Origin of the sequence: Acidovorax sacchari (genome assembly GCF_042847045.1) — a bacterium.
In the GTDB taxonomy this organism is placed as follows: domain Bacteria; phylum Pseudomonadota; class Gammaproteobacteria; order Burkholderiales; family Burkholderiaceae_C; genus Paracidovorax; species Paracidovorax sacchari.
Map to the genome: position 1 here is coordinate 1063441 of NZ_AP035783.1, position 16303 is coordinate 1079743.

General features: G+C 63.1%; 14 protein-coding genes. 13 read left to right on the forward strand and 1 reads right to left on the reverse strand.

What is annotated here, in order from left to right; all coding sequences use genetic code 11:
- Positions 1-8: 8 nt before the first annotated feature.
- Positions 9-1781 carry a hypothetical protein gene (locus tag ACGHC0_RS04795; RefSeq protein WP_415267577.1) on the reverse strand — a complete coding sequence of 591 codons (1773 nt, stop codon included), beginning with the start codon at positions 1779-1781 and terminating at the stop codon, positions 9-11.
- A gap of 395 nt (positions 1782-2176) precedes the next feature.
- On the opposite strand from ACGHC0_RS04795, the gene ACGHC0_RS04800 reads away from it, so the two are divergent.
- The 13 genes from ACGHC0_RS04800 to ACGHC0_RS04860 all read left to right on the forward strand — a co-directional run bounded on the left by ACGHC0_RS04800 (position 2177) and on the right by ACGHC0_RS04860 (position 16296).
- The gene (locus ACGHC0_RS04800) at positions 2177-2551 is read left to right on the forward strand and encodes a DUF2304 domain-containing protein (RefSeq protein WP_368354219.1); all 375 of its coding nucleotides are present in this window, start codon (positions 2177-2179) and stop codon (positions 2549-2551) included.
- Positions 2544-3992: a mannose-1-phosphate guanylyltransferase/mannose-6-phosphate isomerase gene (locus tag ACGHC0_RS04805; RefSeq protein WP_368354220.1), complete on the forward strand. Its 1449-nt coding sequence runs from the start codon at positions 2544-2546 to the stop codon at positions 3990-3992. Before ACGHC0_RS04800 ends, ACGHC0_RS04805 begins: the two co-directional genes overlap by 8 nt.
- A gap of 88 nt (positions 3993-4080) precedes the next feature.
- Positions 4081-5046, forward strand: a complete 966-nt coding sequence (locus ACGHC0_RS04810) for a glycosyltransferase family 2 protein (RefSeq protein WP_415267578.1) — start codon at positions 4081-4083, stop codon at positions 5044-5046.
- Positions 5030-6823, forward strand: coding sequence for a hypothetical protein (locus ACGHC0_RS04815; protein ID WP_415267579.1), 1794 nt, complete (start codon positions 5030-5032; stop codon positions 6821-6823). Before ACGHC0_RS04810 ends, ACGHC0_RS04815 begins: the two co-directional genes overlap by 17 nt.
- Positions 6824-6858: 35 nt before the next feature.
- A complete protein-coding gene (locus tag ACGHC0_RS04820) occupies positions 6859-7923 on the forward strand; it encodes a glycosyltransferase family 2 protein (RefSeq protein ID WP_368354223.1) in 1065 nt (354 codons plus the stop codon).
- Between the two features lie 4 nt (positions 7924-7927).
- On the forward strand, positions 7928-8650 hold the full coding sequence (locus ACGHC0_RS04825; protein WP_415267580.1) for a GNAT family N-acetyltransferase: 723 nt from the start codon (positions 7928-7930) through the stop codon (positions 8648-8650).
- Positions 8650-9780 carry a dTDP-4-amino-4,6-dideoxygalactose transaminase gene (gene rffA / locus ACGHC0_RS04830; protein ID WP_415267581.1) on the forward strand — a complete coding sequence of 377 codons (1131 nt, stop codon included), beginning with the start codon at positions 8650-8652 and terminating at the stop codon, positions 9778-9780. The genes ACGHC0_RS04825 and rffA overlap by 1 nt, the downstream gene beginning before the upstream one ends.
- Before the next feature lie 10 nt (positions 9781-9790).
- The gene (locus ACGHC0_RS04835) at positions 9791-10924 is read left to right on the forward strand and encodes a UDP-N-acetylglucosamine 2-epimerase (RefSeq protein WP_368354226.1); all 1134 of its coding nucleotides are present in this window, start codon (positions 9791-9793) and stop codon (positions 10922-10924) included.
- Positions 10924-12228, forward strand: coding sequence for an oligosaccharide flippase family protein (locus tag ACGHC0_RS04840; RefSeq protein WP_415267582.1), 1305 nt, complete (start codon positions 10924-10926; stop codon positions 12226-12228). Before ACGHC0_RS04835 ends, ACGHC0_RS04840 begins: the two co-directional genes overlap by 1 nt.
- Entirely contained in the window at positions 12221-13000 is a 780-nt protein-coding gene (locus ACGHC0_RS04845) for a hypothetical protein (RefSeq protein WP_368354228.1), read from the forward strand. Before ACGHC0_RS04840 ends, ACGHC0_RS04845 begins: the two co-directional genes overlap by 8 nt.
- Before the next feature lie 31 nt (positions 13001-13031).
- Positions 13032-14111, forward strand: a complete 1080-nt coding sequence (gene gmd, locus ACGHC0_RS04850; protein ID WP_368354229.1) for a GDP-mannose 4,6-dehydratase — start codon at positions 13032-13034, stop codon at positions 14109-14111.
- A gap of 21 nt (positions 14112-14132) precedes the next feature.
- On the forward strand, positions 14133-15050 hold the full coding sequence (locus ACGHC0_RS04855) for a GDP-L-fucose synthase family protein (RefSeq protein WP_368354230.1): 918 nt from the start codon (positions 14133-14135) through the stop codon (positions 15048-15050).
- A gap of 58 nt (positions 15051-15108) precedes the next feature.
- Complete coding sequence (locus tag ACGHC0_RS04860) at positions 15109-16296, forward strand: DegT/DnrJ/EryC1/StrS family aminotransferase (RefSeq protein WP_368354231.1); 1188 nt, start codon at positions 15109-15111, stop codon at positions 16294-16296.
- Positions 16297-16303 lie beyond the last annotated feature (7 nt).

The window sequence follows — 16303 nt, forward strand, 5'->3', positions numbered from 1 at the left end:
CAGGTGCTTCAAGGGCGGCCGACCGGCAAGGGAACGCTTGCGGGCGCAACAACGCCATTGATTCGGTAGATGCTGATGTCGAGTGATTTGCAGACGAGGGAGATGCCGCAATCGCGTTCATCGATGGAGTGGCGGCCCATGAAGGCGACCCTGGGGTTCGAGGAAAGCAATTGGTGGACTGTTTCCGCTCCGTCGATCAGCCGGTTGTACAGGACGATGCGGTTGATGCCGTGGCGCGCCAGCGTTTCGACGGTACGGGGATCGGATATGTCTCCGAACAGGGGGCGCGCCTCGGGATCGCTCTCGAAAAGGCGCAGGTCCTTGGCGCCGGCCAGGGGTTTTTCATGGACCACCTGACCGATGACCTCGAAGAGGGGGGCCGTACCCCAACTCTGGTTGTAGTAGGTCATGGGATAGCTGGCGACGGCGGTCGCCTCGCCATCCAGGGCCAGGCTGCCATAGACGGCAGCCACCTGCGCGAAATCGGTCTTCTGGCGCAGCGTGGGCGACCCGGGGTACACCTCGGCAAGGTACCAGGCCAGCACGGCGGCGACACCCAGCCAAAGACGCGCGGAGTGCTTCCGGTACGTGGACAGATAGATGGCCGCGATGATTCCGCCGAAGAAAGCGGCGAGCTGCACGACCCTGGAGACCCCCCGGAACATGTCGAAGACTGAGAAATACAGGAAATTCACGGCGGTGAGCGCGGGAATGTAGCTCGAGAGGACGACGGCGCCGGCGAAGCACAACAGGCCCGGCTTGAAGAGCGGGTGGTTCCAGGCCGCCTTTCTGAAGCAGGCCAAGGTGAGCAGCAGGAGCAGTGAGTACCCGAGGAATGCCCCGACGTCCATCGGGGCGGAAAAGGGGTAGATTGCCGGAGCAATGCCCGGCATGAACTCTGCGCCTTGTTCGAATATCGCGGACAGTACTTCACCCGGCGGTCGCACCAGTCCTGCCATGGCCGGATTGGTGATCAGGTACCACTGCTGCTGTATGAACTGGATATTGAGCAGGAAAAGGCCCAGACCGCTGAGCGCGGAATACCTGAGCAGGTCCAGGGCTTTTGTCTTCCATGGAAATGGCGTGAATGCAAGGAATACCGGGGTGAAAAGCCATCCGTAGAACGACCAGTACGGATTGATGCGGAACTGTATTCCGGTAAGGATGCAGGAGATAAGCAGTTCGTGCCAGCGTCGGCTCTCGCAGTATCGGATGAAGAAAAGATATACCAGGGGCAACAGCCAGAAATGGTTGTTGGCCATGGAGCCCCGCGACAGCATGATGAAGTAGCCGGAAAAACCGAAAACCACCGCACCGGCCAGGGCCGACAGGTGCCGCCGGGTGATGTGCCAGCAGAGCAGGTACATGGTCATCGCGGCCAGCGGATACGCCACCAGCGCAGACGCGTTGATGACGAATACCGCAGAGCGCCAACCGCCCCCGGACCACTTGACCGCCGCGGAGCGCAGATCGTCGATCAGGTTGTCGAACGGGAACGGGCTCAGGTCGAAGCCGAAGGGGTAGGTGAGCAGCGGCGTCAGCTCGACACTGGTGAAAAGGTGGCCCGAATGGGCTTTCAGCCAGATGAACCACAGCGTTCCGTCCGTATCCACGTCGGGCATCGAGTACACGGAAAAGGGATCGACGCTCCACCAGCGGTGCGAGAAAAGCAGCAGGGTCAGGCAGGAGAAAAGGACCAGCGCAGAGCCGTACCTCCGCAATGCGGAAGGCTCCCGGCCGTAGTTTTCCAGTGGCGCCATGTCTCGATCGATATGCACCATTGATGGTGCTCCCTGTGGCAGGCGGTCCCAGAGCGTCGCCTGCATTGGAATGCATGGTGGAAATCGGAACTCCCACCCCCTCCCGGGGTGTGCCCGGCGCAAAGGCATGCAATGTAACATCCTGTGTTTGCGGTGAGGTCCGACAAGAACTGTGAATTCGGGCTTTTCGCCTCCGTTTTCCCAGGAATGCAGCTGGATCGGCGGCCGTGCCGGCGTGGCCGGGGCCAGGGAGGCCGCCCGTGGATCGGCTGTCTTGCTGCGCGACTACAATCGCTGCCTCCAAAGGAGCGGCGGGGAGCGGTTGCAGCGTTGCGGATGGCCGGCTGTGCGCTCGCCTGCTGGCAGGCCTGCGGTCGCCAGCCGGGGCTTCGCGCTCGAATAAACAACGGAAACCGATGGCTTCACTGCAAGTAACTACCGCTCTGCTGGGCATCGGATTGGCAGCGCTGATTCTCTACCTGATTCGTAGGGACCATCTCTATCTGATGCACGGCCTTTTCTGGGTCGTCGTCGCCTGCGCGGCTGCGCTGCTGGGCGCATGGCCCGGGCTCATCGACCGCCTGGCGCTGGTGGTGGGCATCAGCTATCCCCCGGCATTGCTCCTCCTGCTCGCCTGCATGGTTCTGCTGGTGAAGGCATTGCATGCCGACATGGTGAACACCAGGATCGAAAGGGATGTGCGCAGGCTGAACCAGCGCCTCGCCCTGCTGGAAGCCGACAACGAAAGCCTGCGCCGCGGGTCCGTATCCGATTCTTCGTTTTATGAATGACAAACTGCTTGCCGTCATACTGTGTGGCGGCTCCGGTACGCGCCTGTGGCCCCTGTCCCGGGAAACCTATCCCAAGCAATTCCTCTCGCTCGCGGGAACGCGCACGATGCTCCAGGAAACCGCGTTGCGGCTCGACGGGCTTCCCGCCGGGTGTCCCGTGGATCCAGCGCCCATCGTGGTGTGCAACCGGGAGCACCGCTTCCTGGCCGCCAGCCAGTTGATGGCCGCAGGTATCGGGCAGGCCCGGATCCTTCTCGAATCTTCGGGGCGCAATACGGCCCCGGCCCTCACGCTGGCGGCCCTGCAGGCGCTGGCGGACGGTGGCGACCCGGTCATGCTTGCCATGCCCGCGGACCATGCGATCGCTGACCTTCCCGCATTCCAGGCCGCCGTGGCCTGCGCTTTCCCCCATGCCTGTGCCGGGGCCATGGTCACTTTCGGCATCGTGCCGAGCCGTCCCGAGACGGGATATGGCTATATCGAGCGTGGCGCGGCGCATGCGCCCGGCATCGACCGTGTGCAGAGCTTCGCCGAGAAACCCGATACTCCGCGGGCGCTGCAATACATGGAAGGGGGGCGCCATCTCTGGAACAGCGGCCTGTTCATGGTGCGCGCCAGCGTCTGGCTCAAAGCGATGCGGCATTGCAGGCCCGACATCACCGCTGCTTGCGAAACCGCCATGCAGGAGGCCCAGCGGGATCTGGATTTCGTGCGGCCGGACGGTGCGGCGTTCGATGCCTGTCCTTCGGATTCCATCGACTATGCCGTGATGGAGCGCCTTCCCGCCATGCCCGACCTGGGCATCCCGGCCTGCGTGGTGCCGATGAGCGTGGGGTGGTCGGATCTCGGCGCATGGGACGCCGTGTGGGAAACGCTGTCGCGCGATGGCGAGGGCAACGCCCGGGTAGGCGATGTGGTCGCGCACGACTGCAGCGGCGCACTGCTGTTGTCCAGCAGCCGGCTGGTGGCCGGCGTAGGCCTGGAAAACATCATGGTCATCGAAACCCCCGACGCGGTTCTGGTGGCCGACAAGCGGCGCACCCAGGACGTCAAGCAGATCGTCGCGCTGCTGCGCAAGAATGGACATGCTCTTGCACACAACCATCGCAAGATGCACCGACCCTGGGGTTGGTACGACGCCATCGACAGCGGCGACCGTTTCCAGGTCAAGCGCATCGTCGTCAATCCGGGGGCCAGCCTGAGCCTGCAGAAGCACCACCATCGCGCGGAGCATTGGGTGGTCGTGAAGGGAACGGCTGAAGTCACCAAGGGCGAAGAGACCTTCCTGCTCGGCGAAAACGAATCCACCTACATTCCGCTGGGTCACGTGCATCGCCTTGCCAACCCTGGCAAGGTGCCCCTCGAGATCATCGAGGTGCAGTCGGGCAGCTACCTGGGAGAGGACGACATCGTCCGCCTCCACGACACATACGGCCGCTGAGGCTTCCTTTCCGGGACGGTGGCTCCCGGCCATTGAATTGCGTCGACGAGATGCCTGCAGGAAACGGGTGAAGGGGTTTGGAGCAATGGTGAAAAAAATAGCGATCGTGGTGCCGGTGTTCTGCGAGGAAAAGAACATCGCCAATCTCCACAGAAGAACGGCGAGTGCGGTGGAGAAGATTCCCGACATCTCCGTGGAATTCATCTTCGTGAACGACGGCAGCTCCGATCGTTCCATGGATGTCCTGCGGGAAATGGCCGCGGCCCACGACAACATCAAGGTGATCGATTTCTCGCGCAATTTCGGCAAGGAAGTGGCACTGACGGCCGGAGTGCATTCCACGGATGCGGATGCAGTGATCTGCATGGACGCCGATCTGCAGCACCCTCCCGAATTGATCCCCACGCTGGTGGAGACCTGGCGCAGCAGCGGGGCGGACATCGTCGCCACGATCCGGACCGGCATCGACAAGCAGCCGCTGCTGCGCCGGATCGGCTCGCACGGCTACTACTGGCTGATGTCCAAGATCTCCGGGCTGGACATGGTGTCGCAAACCACCGACTTCCGGCTGTTCGACCGCAAGGTGGTGGACGCATTCCGGACCGTCACGGACCGTCAGCCGATGTTCCGGGGAATCATGGACTGGATGGGGTTCCGCAAGGTGTACGTCGAATTCCATGCCGGCGCGCGCGAGGCCGGCGTGCCAGGCTATTCGTACATGCGCCTGATGAAGATGGCGGTATCCAGCATCACCTCCTTTTCACTGTTTCCCCTGCGGCTGATCGGTTACATCGGCGCCTTCATCACGCTGCTCAGCGGGGGATTGCTGGCGTGGATGCTGACGTCCTATTTCCTGTCCGAGCAGCATGCCTATACGCCGCTGGCCATCGTGGTGGTGGCGAACACTTTCTTCATCGGCCTCGTCCTCATGGCGATGGGGTTGATGTCCCTCTACATCGGCGCCATCCATACCGAGGCGATCCACCGGCCCGTCTACATCATCCGGGAACGGTTGAATTTCGAGCGCGGGTCTGCCGATGAGCGCCAGGGCTGAAAGCAGCTACGTGGCTGAAGGCGTCCTGCCTGCGGCCCGCATGGCTCCTGCACGGGTGCCTGACGCCATGGGGTGGCGATGGCATGTGGCCGTTCTGGTGCTGTTCACCGCCTTCACCGCTGCGCTGTTCGCCCATCGCTGGGTTCTGGTGGACCCTTCCTCCGTCTATTCGATGCCCGATGTGGACACGGACGGGACGCTGTGGTTCATCTGGCTGAAGGTGCATACGGGGCATATTTTCTCGAGCATCGGCATCGCGCACGACCTCAGCTACCCGTTCGGCTACGACCTGTCGCCCTTTCCGTTCGACAACCTGCTCGATGACATCCGCGCATGGATCGTGCAGGTCTCGGGTGGTTCCTGGCGCGACCTGATCCGCGTCATCAACGTGTCGGCGCTCCTTGCCTATCCGTTGTCTGCCTATGCCATGTACCTGCTGTGCTGGCACCTGACCCGCAGGCATGCCGCGGCCTTCGCGGGCGCCGTCGTCTTCGCGTTCTCGGGATACTTCCTGATGCTGTCGCGGGGATCGATGTCGAACAACCACTTCTGGCTGCTGCCGCTGGTGTACCTGTTCTTCCTGAAATACCTGGAAGGCGGTGCCCTGAGGTACCTGCTGGTGTCGTGCGTGTTGAATGCCATCCAGTTCCGCATCAATCCCTACTGGGCGTTCTACGGCTGGCTGTTCACGCCCCTCATCCTGATGATGCAGCCCTGGCCGCTGCGGCAGATCGCGGCTCGCCTGGCGCTTTATTGCGTGCTCAGCGGCGTTTTCCTGTTCGGGCTGAATATCCAGTTCATACAGCAGCAGTGGTTCCTCGTGACGAACCCGGTGCAGTCCAATCTCGTCCGCCCCGCAGGCGGGCTCGAAAGCGCCATCTTCCAGCAGGGCGTGCCCCTCGTGCCGGGAGTGGCTTCCAAGCTCTATCCGTTCTCGGCGCCCGTGGACGTGGGGGCCTTCCTCGGATATTCCCTGGTATCCGTGCTGATCATCGCCTGCCTGTCCAGGGACAGCTGGAGGCACCGGTACTGGGCGCCCTTCCTGCTGTGCTTCCTTCTGGCCGTGGTGCTCTCGTCGGACTTTCCGGCCCTGCGCTTCGTCAATCACGCGTATTTCTTCTTTTTCGACATGTTCCGCGGCGTGTCCCGCATCGTCCAGCTGGCTTCCTTTTTTGCGGGATTGCTGCTCGCGATACTCTGCGCGGGATTGCGCTGGAGGTCTTCCTGGCATCTGCCGGCAGTGGTGGCCGTTTTCTGCGCGTTCTATGTGTGGGAGGTCTTTCCGGGCTCGCCCACCGTCACGCAGAAGACCGACTTCAGCCAGGTGGCCAGCGTCTACAAGTCGCTGGAGGCGGACGAGGATGCGAGCGCGGTGGCGAGCTATCCCATGGTGTATTCGAACCTGAACTGGGGAACGGCCCCGCTGTTCGAGGCGCTGGGACAGGTGGTGCACCGCAAGCCCATCGCGGGTGGGAAGGATCTTCGCCTGTTCTCCAGGGATTCCGAGGCCCGCCCCATTTTCGGAAATATCGGGGATCCCGAAACCGTGGCAAATCTGGCTGCGAACGGCATCAACCGGATCGTCATATACAACCGCATCCTGGAAGATGCCGCCGCCATCAACGAAGGGCTGGCCATGGATCCCCGGCTGCAGTTCCTGGGCACGCACCGCGTGCCTGAACGGGAGTGCGGCAACTCGCTGCTCTGCCGGTCCCTGGACATCAGCGTATACGCCATCAAGGGTGTTCATGCCCGAGCCGTTGCCGGGAAAGGTTGAAGCCGCCGTGAATACTGCCGAACCGGATCTGCACCATGACTGACAACCTGCCGCTCATTACGGTGGTCATCGCCACGTTCAACTCCACCAGGCTCCTGCCCATGGTGATCGGCGCGCTGCGCAAGCAGACCTATCCCGGCGATCGCATCGAGATCCTGGCCGTGGATGGTGGATCGACGGACGCGACCAGGGAGTTGGCACAGAGCCTCGGATGCAGGGTCATCGACAACCCGCAGACGGAACCCGTGCATGCGAAGTTTCTTGGATTCCAGGCGGCTCGGGGCAAGTATCTGATGTACCTCGACCATGACGAGGAAATCGTCAACCCGGAGGCGTTCGAACAGATCGTGGCGACCTTCGGGAAATTCCCTCAGGTGAGGACCATCGACAGCTCGGGATACATCAATCCGCCCGGATATCCCCTCGTCAACGAGTACATCAACGAGTTCGGGGAACCCTTCTCCTTCTTCATGTACCGGCAGTCGAGGGGAATGGGGTTCCACCTGCCGGCGGTCCGCAGGAAAGCCCGCATGGTCGCGGAGACCGAGCATGCCTGCGTGTTTGCAGCGGGAGAGTCCAACAGGGACCTGTTCATCGAGAACCTGGCTGCGGGCGTGGCGACGGACATCGAATACGTGAAAGCCCATCGCCTGATCGAACGGCCGCAGGATCTTTGCCACCTGTTCTTCCTGTTGAACGCCCGGGGCGAGTCCTTCGCCGTGGCCAGGAACAATCCACTGCGCCACTATTCCGGCGATACCTGGTCCAAATTCCTGGCCAAGATACGCTGGAGGATCAAGAACAACATCTTCCATACGGACGGCGTGGGTGCCGCCGGCTTCACGGGGCGGCAGTCGTTCCAGCCGCGTGGTCTCGCGCTGCGCAAGTACCTGTTCCTGCCCTATGCGTTTTCCGTCGTGCTGCCGCTGGCCGACGGACTGTGGCTGGCCATCACCCGCCGCCAGGTGCTCTATCTCTCCCATCCGCTGCTGACGCTCTATACCGCCTGGAAGATATGCTATTACATGGCCCTGAAAGTCGCCGGCCATATTCCTGCCATGAGGAGCTACGATGAAAAGTCCGTCATCGGGAGGAAGTGAGGCCATGCTGTTCTCCCCGCTCGACAGCCACCGGTTTTCCAGAAGGATCGGGAAAGCCAGTATCTCCGATGTTCAGGAGGTGGACACGGCGCTGGCGGCGGCCGAGTCGGAACAGCTCGAACTCCTCATCGCGAGGTGCCCAGCCGATGCGGTCAGCGTATTGCATGCCATGGAGGAGCGCGGCTTCCGGTTGATGGACACCCTGGTCTATCTTCGCCGGCCCGTCGATGCCGGCAACCTGGACGGTGCGCCCAGGTCCGTGCGGCAGGCGTGCGCCGCGGACGCTGCAGCCGTCGAGGACGTTGCGCGCGCGGCGTTTCGCGGCTACGTGGGCCATTATCATTCCGACGCCCGGCTGGACGGGCATGCTGCCGACCAGATCTATCCGGACTGGGCCCGCCGGGCCGTCGAGGAGCCTGGCGTCGCCGACAGCGTCCTCGTGTACGAGGACGAGGCTTCCCGCATCTGTGGATTCGCGGCCATGCGCCGCCTGGATGATGCGCGTTGCGATGGAATGCTTTTCGCCGTGGACCCTGGTTTCCAGAAGCGCGGAATCTTCGGGGCATTGCTGCGGGCGTCCCTTTCGTGGACGGCTGCGAATGGCTATGCGCAGATGGAATATTCCACCCACCTGCGCAATGCCAGTGCATTGCGGGGCGTGGCAGGACACGGGTTTTACATCTACAAGGCAGTGCACACGTTCCACTGCTGGACCAAGGCGCAGTAATGGAATCGATCCCCTTCAACAAGCCGTTCATGACCGGGCGTGAACTGGATTACATCCAGCAGGCGGTCGCGTCCGGCAAGATATCCGGCAACGGCGGATTCACGCGCCGGTGCCATGCATTCATGCAGGAGCGGTTCGGCTTCCGCAGCACCCTGCTGACTTCCTCGTGCACCGACGCCCTGGAAATGTCTGCGCTGCTCAGCGACATCGAGCCGGGTGACGAGGTGATCATGCCGTCGTTCACCTTCGTGTCCACGGCCAATGCGTTCGTCCTCCGCGGTGCCCGTGTCGTCTTCGCCGACAGCGGCTCGCGGGAGCCCAACATGGACTGCGCGACGGTCGAGGCGCTGATCACTCCCCGGACCAAGGCCATCGTTCCCGTCCACTATGCGGGGGTTGCCTGCGACATGGACCCGTTGCTGGAGCTGGCCCGCAGGCACGATCTGATGATCGTGGAGGATGCCGCGCAGGCCATCGATTCCTACTACAAGGAACGGCCGCTGGGAGGGATCGGAGACCTGGGGGCTTTTTCGTTCCACGAAACGAAGAACATCATTTCCGGCGAAGGCGGCATGCTTTGCGTGAACAGTGCCGCGCTGGAACTGCGCGCGGAGATCGTGTGGGAAAAGGGCACCAATCGCTCGGCCTTCTGGCGGGGCGAGGTGGACAAGTACGGCTGGGTGGATATCGGCTCTTCGTTCCTGCCGTCGGATGTCACCGCCGCGTTCCTTTTCGCGCAGCTCGAGCAATTGCGCACGATCCAGGACAGGCGCCTGGCGATCTGGGCGCAATACCGCGACCAGTTGCAGGTCCTGGCGGAGCGGGGCATCCTGTCGTTGCCTTTCGTGCCCGGGTATGCCACCAACAATGCCCACATGTTCTACGTCGTGTGCGGCAGCCTGGAAGAGCGCTCGCGGCTGATCGAGCACCTGAAGTCGGCCGGCATCCACGCCGTCTTTCACTACCAGAGCCTGCACCGCAGTCCCTATTACGCAGGCCTCCACGATGGACGGCCTCTGCCGAATTGCGATCGCTACACCGATGCCCTTCTGAGGCTTCCCCTGTTCTACGAACTGGAAGATGCGCAGGTGGCCCGGATCACTTCCGCGATCCGCGATTTCTATCTCTGAAGCCCAGCACGTGCATTACAAGAACATCTATTTCTTCATTGGAACCACGGCCGAGCTGATCAAGATGATGCCCGTCATGCAGGTGTGCTGGCGGCGCGGCATTCCGTTCCAGTTGGTGGCTTCGGGCCAGAACGACATACGGCACAGTGAACTGCTGGCCCTCGTCGGCAAGAAGGCGCCGGATCTCGTCCTGTTCGAAGGGGAGATCCGCAAGAGCGCGGTCTCGCTGCTGCTGTGGTTCTTCCGCACGCTCCTGCGGTCGGTGGGGCGGCTTCGGCGCCACATGCGGCAACTGCCGGGGGCGAGCGTCGTCGTCGTGCATGGAGACACGGTATCGACGGTCATGGGGGCATTGCTCGCGAAGGTGCTCAGGACGGACGTCGCCCACGTGGAGGCCGGCCTGCGTTCATTCAACTATCTCCATCCGTTTCCGGAGGAGATCGACCGGGTGATCACGTCGCGGCTGGCGGACATCCATTTCTGCCCCAACGACTGGTCGCTGCGCAACCTCGGCCGCCTGGGTGGAGAGAAGATCGACACGGGCGACAACACGCTGCGTGATGCGCTGGCGATCGCGCAGTCGTCCGGCGGCACCCAGGAGAATCCCCTCCAGGAGCTGGAAGGGCCGTACTTCGTTTTCGTGCTGCATCGGCAGGAGAACCTGTTCAACGAGCGCCTGGTCAGGAGTCTTGTCGAGAAGGCCATCCGGCAGTCGCACAAAACGCCCTGCGTCTTCATCCTGCACCACCTCACCGAGGTGGCTCTGGTACGCCTGGGGCTTCTCGACCGGCTGAAGGCGGAGCCCCGTATCCGGCTCGCCAAGCGCATGCCCTACATGGACTTCATGAAGGTGCTGGGCGGCGCGGAATATGTGGTGACCGATGGCGGCTCGAACCAGGAGGAATGCTACTACCTCGGGAAGCCGTGCCTCATCCTGAGGAACGTGACGGAGAGGACTGAAGGCCTTGGGGAAAATGCCGTGCTCAGCAAGCTCGATGAAGCCACCATCGACCGGTTTCTCGAAAATCCTGCGGCCTACGCGCGTGTACCCACGCCGGTGCTGGTCAGCGCGAGCGAAGTGATCGTCAATCGACTGTCATTGCAGGAAACGGATGCCGGCGCCGAGCGCGGAAAGAAAAGCTGATGGCCGATTCACCGGAGCAGGCGCCTCTCGGGCGGAAGCTGCTGAGTTCTTCCGGTTATCTCTTCATCACGTCCATCCTGGGCGGGGTCCTCGGGTATGCCTATTCCGTCGCCATGGGTCGGATGCTGGGGCCGCAGGAGTATGGCCTGCTCGGCGCGCTGATGGCGCTGGTCCCCATCCTCAGTGTGCCGGTCTCCACGATGAACATCGCCATGGCCCGGCTTTTCTCGCGGCATTTGGCGCTCCACGGGAGCGGCGAGGTGCGCGCGATCTTCTGGAGGAACCAGCTGTGGCTGCTCGGATTGGGGCTGTGCGGAATCGGCGCCTTCGCGTTGATGGCGCTGCCCCTGCAGAAAACGCTTCGCTCTCCGAGCCTGCTGCCCGTGGTCTTCATCGGGCTGAACCTGTTCCTGATGCTGCTGCTGCCCGTGGCGAATGCGCTGGCCCAGGCGCGTCACCATTTCGGGTTCATCGCACTGCTGAATGTTCTGGGGCCGCTCGCCAAGCTGATCGGCAGCGCGGCCCTGGTGGCGATCGGCTGGGGCGTGCAGGGGGCGGCGCTGGGCCTGGCGCTGGCCAGTGGATTCCTGGCCGCCTACAGCATCGCCTACTGCTGGCGCAGGCTGGACGTGCCCCTGAGCCTGTCCAATCCCGTGGACCGGGTGGGGCTGGGGGAGTTGTTCCCCGTGCTGCTGGCGACCCTGTCCTTCAATTTCCTGTTCCAGGTGGACGTGCTGCTGGCGAAGGCCTTCTTCGATCCGGAAAGGGCCGGGTACTATGCGGCCGCGGCCACACTGGGCAAGGCCGTGATGTACCTGCCTTCCGCGGTGGTGGTGCCTCTGCTGCCCATGGCCGCGGCCGGGACGGCCCTCAAGAACGAGACAGGCCACCTGCTGGTGAAGGCCATCGGCATGACGCTGGTCATGACGGTGGCCGGGGCCTTCTTCTACTGGCTGTTCGCGGAGCAGATCACGGTGCTGCTTTTCGGCGAGGCCTATCGGAGCGCGTCGGGCATTCTGCGCTGGTACGGATGGGCCATGGTGCCGGTCGCGCTGATCATGGTGCTGGAGCATTACCTGCTCGCACAGGGGCGGCTGCTTTTCGCCTATCTGGTGTTTTCCGCCGCGCCCTTTCTCGCCTACGCGGCGTGGCATTTCAGGAGCGATCCCATCCATCTGGTGTGGGTGATGCTCGTGACCGGCGTGGCGATCCTGGTGCTGGCGGCGGTGTTCTGGATGGCCGCGGGCCGCTCCGGGATCGGCCGGACCGTGGTTTCAATGTTCAGGGGTTCATCGGATGCATGACTTCGCCATAGTCGTCCTGTCGTGCGACAAATACAGCGATCTGTGGGCGCCTTTCATGTCGCAATTGCGGCGGCAGTTTCCCTCCGCGGCCGGACATCCCGTCTATTTCGGGAGCAATGAAGTGGCCTGCCGGGAGGAGGGCGTGATTCCCGTCCTCTCGGGCGAGGATCGGGACTGGTCGTCCAGCTTCCGGTCCATCCTGCAGCAGGTACCTGCCCGCAAGGTCATGGTGCTGCTCGAGGACCTGATGGTGGCCACGCCTGTGGATCCGGACGTGTTCCGCCGTTGCGTGGATTTCGTGGAGCGCCACGACGCCATGCACCTGAAGTACTGGAATCACATCAAGACGGATTCCGAGGCGGACGATCCGCTGTTCGGCATATTGCGGCGCGGTGCGCCCTACCGAGCCACCGTCGCGGCATTCTGGGACCGCGAATATCTGCTCCGATTGCTGCTGGACGGCGAGAATCCCTGGAATTTCGAGATCATGGGTTCCTATCGGACCTCCTACAGCGACGGCTTCTATGGAATGAAGCAGCCCCTTTTCGAGTTCGTGAATCTCGTGGAGAAGGGGCACTGGATCGCCGACTCGCTGCGCTGGGCGCAGAAGGAGGGGGTGGCATTGGAGGTCTCGCGGCGTCCGGCCCTTGCCGGCAAGCGTGGCGCGCTGGCTTCCCTCCAGATGGCGTATTTCGGCTGGATGATCCGTGTCCCCTGGCAGAAGCGCCTGGGATGGATGCAGAAACTGCGCCGTGCCCTGATCTGCTACTGAATCGTATTTCTAGAAAACCAATGGATTGCCAATGAAAACTGCACTCATCACCGGAATCACCGGCCAGGACGGGGCCTACCTGGCGGAGCTGCTGCTCGAAAAGGGATACACGGTCCACGGGATCAAGCGCAGGACCTCGCTCATCAACACGGAGCGGATCGATCACCTCTTCCAGGACCCGCACACGCCCGATCCGAGGTTCATCCTCCACTACGGCGACATGACGGATTCGCTGTCGCTGGTGCGCATCATCCAGAAGATCCAGCCCGACGAGATCTACAACCTCGCGGCGCAGAGCCACGTGGCGGTGTCTTTCGAGGAGCCGGAATACACGGCGAATTCCGACGCGCTCGGCCCGCTGCGTATCCTCGAGGCCATCCGCATTCTCGGGCTGGAGAAGAAATGCCGCTTCTACCAGGCATCCACTTCCGAGCTGTACGGACTGGTGCAGGAGATCCCGCAGCGCGAGAGCACGCCGTTCTATCCGCGCTCGCCCTATGCGGCGGCGAAGCTCTATGCCTACTGGATCACGGTGAATTACCGGGAGGCCTATGGCATCTATGCCTGCAACGGCATCCTGTTCAACCACGAGTCGCCCATCCGGGGTGAGACGTTCGTCACACGCAAGATCACGCGCGCCCTGGCGAGGATCAAGCTCGGGATGCAGGACCAGCTGTACCTCGGCAATCTCGGCGCCAAGCGCGACTGGGGCCATGCCCGGGACTACGTCGAAGCCCAGTGGCTGATGCTGCAGCAGGACCGTCCGGAGGATTTCGTGATCGCCAGCGGCATCCAGTACAGCGTGCGCGATTTCGTGGATGCCGCTGCGAAGGAAATGGGCATGTCGTTGTCCTGGCAGGGCGAAGGTATCGATGAAAAGGGCTACGACGAGGCCGGCCGGCTGCGCGTGAGCGTGGATCCGCGGTATTTCCGGCCCACCGAGGTGGAGACGCTGCTGGGTGACCCGTCCAAGGCCCGCGAGGCGCTGGGCTGGGCGCCTCGCACTTCGTTTGCAGACTTGGTGCGCGAGATGGCCCAGGCGGACCTCAAGATGGCCGAGCGCGACCAGCTGTGCCGGGACCAGGGGTTCCTGCGCGGTGGCAGGGCTTGAGGCGGCCGTCCGGACATCTCCATGCGTATTCTTCTGACCGGATCCACCGGCATGGTGGGGCGCAATTTTCTGGAGCATCCCGCCATCAAAGAGTTCGAGGTCATCGCACCCGGCCGTGATGCGCTGGACCTGCTGGACTACGCCGGTGTCGAGCGCTTCGTCGCCGAGCACCGGCCCGACGCCGTCGTGCATGCGGCGGGCGTGGTGGGAGGCATCCAGGCCAACATGGCCGATCCGGTGCGCTTCCTGCTAGGCAACCTGGACATGGGGCGCAACATCGTGATGGCAGCCCGGGCTGCCGGGGTGCCGCGGCTGCTCAATCTCGGCAGTTCCTGCATGTTCCCCCGCGGGTGGGATACACCGCTGCGCGAGGACATGGTGCTGACCGGCGAACTCGAACCCACCAACGAGGGTTACGCGCTGGCGAAGATCATGGTGGCCCGGTTGTGCGACTACGTCAGCCGGGAGCCGGGCGGCCTTTCCTACAAGACGCTGATTCCCTGCAACCTCTACGGCCGCCACGACAAGTTCTCGCCGAACGTGTCCCATCTGGTGCCCGCCATCCTGCAGAAAATCCACCAGGCCCGGCTCGACGGGGCTGCAGAGGTGGAGATCTGGGGCGATGGCAATGCCCGCCGGGAATTCATGTACGCGGGCGACCTGGCGGACTGCATGGTGGAGGCGCTCCGTCGTTTCGACAGCCTGCCCCCCGTGATGAACGTGGGACTGGGGACCGATCTCACCATCAACGACTATTACCGCGTGGGCGCGGAGGTGGTGGGCTATGCGGGCGGCTTCCGGCACGATCTGACCAAGCCCGTGGGCATGAAGCGCAAGCTCGTCGATACCTCACTGGCCGGGCAGTGGGGCTGGCATGCGTCCACCTCCCTGCAAGAGGGAATGCGCAAGGCCTACGACTACTATCTCGGCCTTTCCTGAAAGAACAGCACGCACCGGGCCGGTGGTCGGGTGCGGCATAGCAGACGAACAGAAGCAAATGACAGCAGCAAACAGCTATCCCCTGGCGAGCACGACCTGGGACGACGAGGAATATGCCTCCCTGCAGGATGTGATCGCGTCCGGCATGTTCACCATGGGCCCCCGGGTGGCCGCCTTCGAGCGGGAGTTCGCGGAGTACGTCGGCAGCCGGCATGCCGTGATGGTGAGCTCCGGATCCGCGGCCAATCTGATCATGGTGGCGGCGCTGTTCTACCGCAAGCAGGGGCGGCGGCTGTCCCGGGGCGACGAGGTGATCGTGCCGGCCGTGTCGTGGAGCACGACCTACTATCCCCTCTACCAGTACGGGCTCAGGCTCAAGTTCGTGGACATCGACAGGGAGACGCTGAACTACGACCTGGAGCAGCTGGAAGCCGCCATCACGCCTGCCACGCGGCTGGTGATGGCCGTGAACCTGCTCGGCAATCCGAATGCCTTCGACCGGATCGCCGGGATGCTGGAGGGCCGGGATATCGACCTGATCGAGGACAACTGCGAATCGATGGGCGCCGTGTTCCAGGGGCGCCAGGCAGGTACCCACGGCCTGATGGGGACGTTCAGTTCGTTCTTCAGCCACCACATCTCCACGATGGAGGGAGGACTGGTGGTGACGGACGACGAGGAATTGCACCACCTGCTCATCTGCCTGCGAGCGCATGGCTGGACGCGCAACCTTCCGAAGTTCAACCATGTCTGCGGCGAGAAGTCGGACGACCCCTTCCAGGAGTCCTTCCGCTTCGTGCTGCCCGGCTACAACGTCCGGCCGCTGGAGATGAGTGGTGCGCTGGGCTCGGCGCAACTGCGCAAGCTGCCGGGCATGGTGCAGGTCCGCCGCGAGAATGCGCGCAAGTTCCAGGCCCTGATGGCGGAGTTCCCGATGCTGGGGACGCAGAAGGAGATCGGTGACAGCAGCTGGTTCGGCTTCAGCATGGTGCTCTCGGAAGACGCTCCGTTCGGGCGCGAGCAACTGGTGGCGGCATTGCAGTCCCACAGCATCGACTGTCGCCCCATCGTCGCGGGCAACTTCGCCAAGAACGAGGTGATGTCGTGGTTCGACCATGAGATCCACGGCCGGCTGGTCAATGCCGACTGGATCGACCAGCACGGGTTGTTCATCGGCAACCACCACTACGCGCTGGATGCGGAATTCCAGCTGCTGCGCGACGCACTGCGCACGCTGGTGCGCTGAGGCGTGC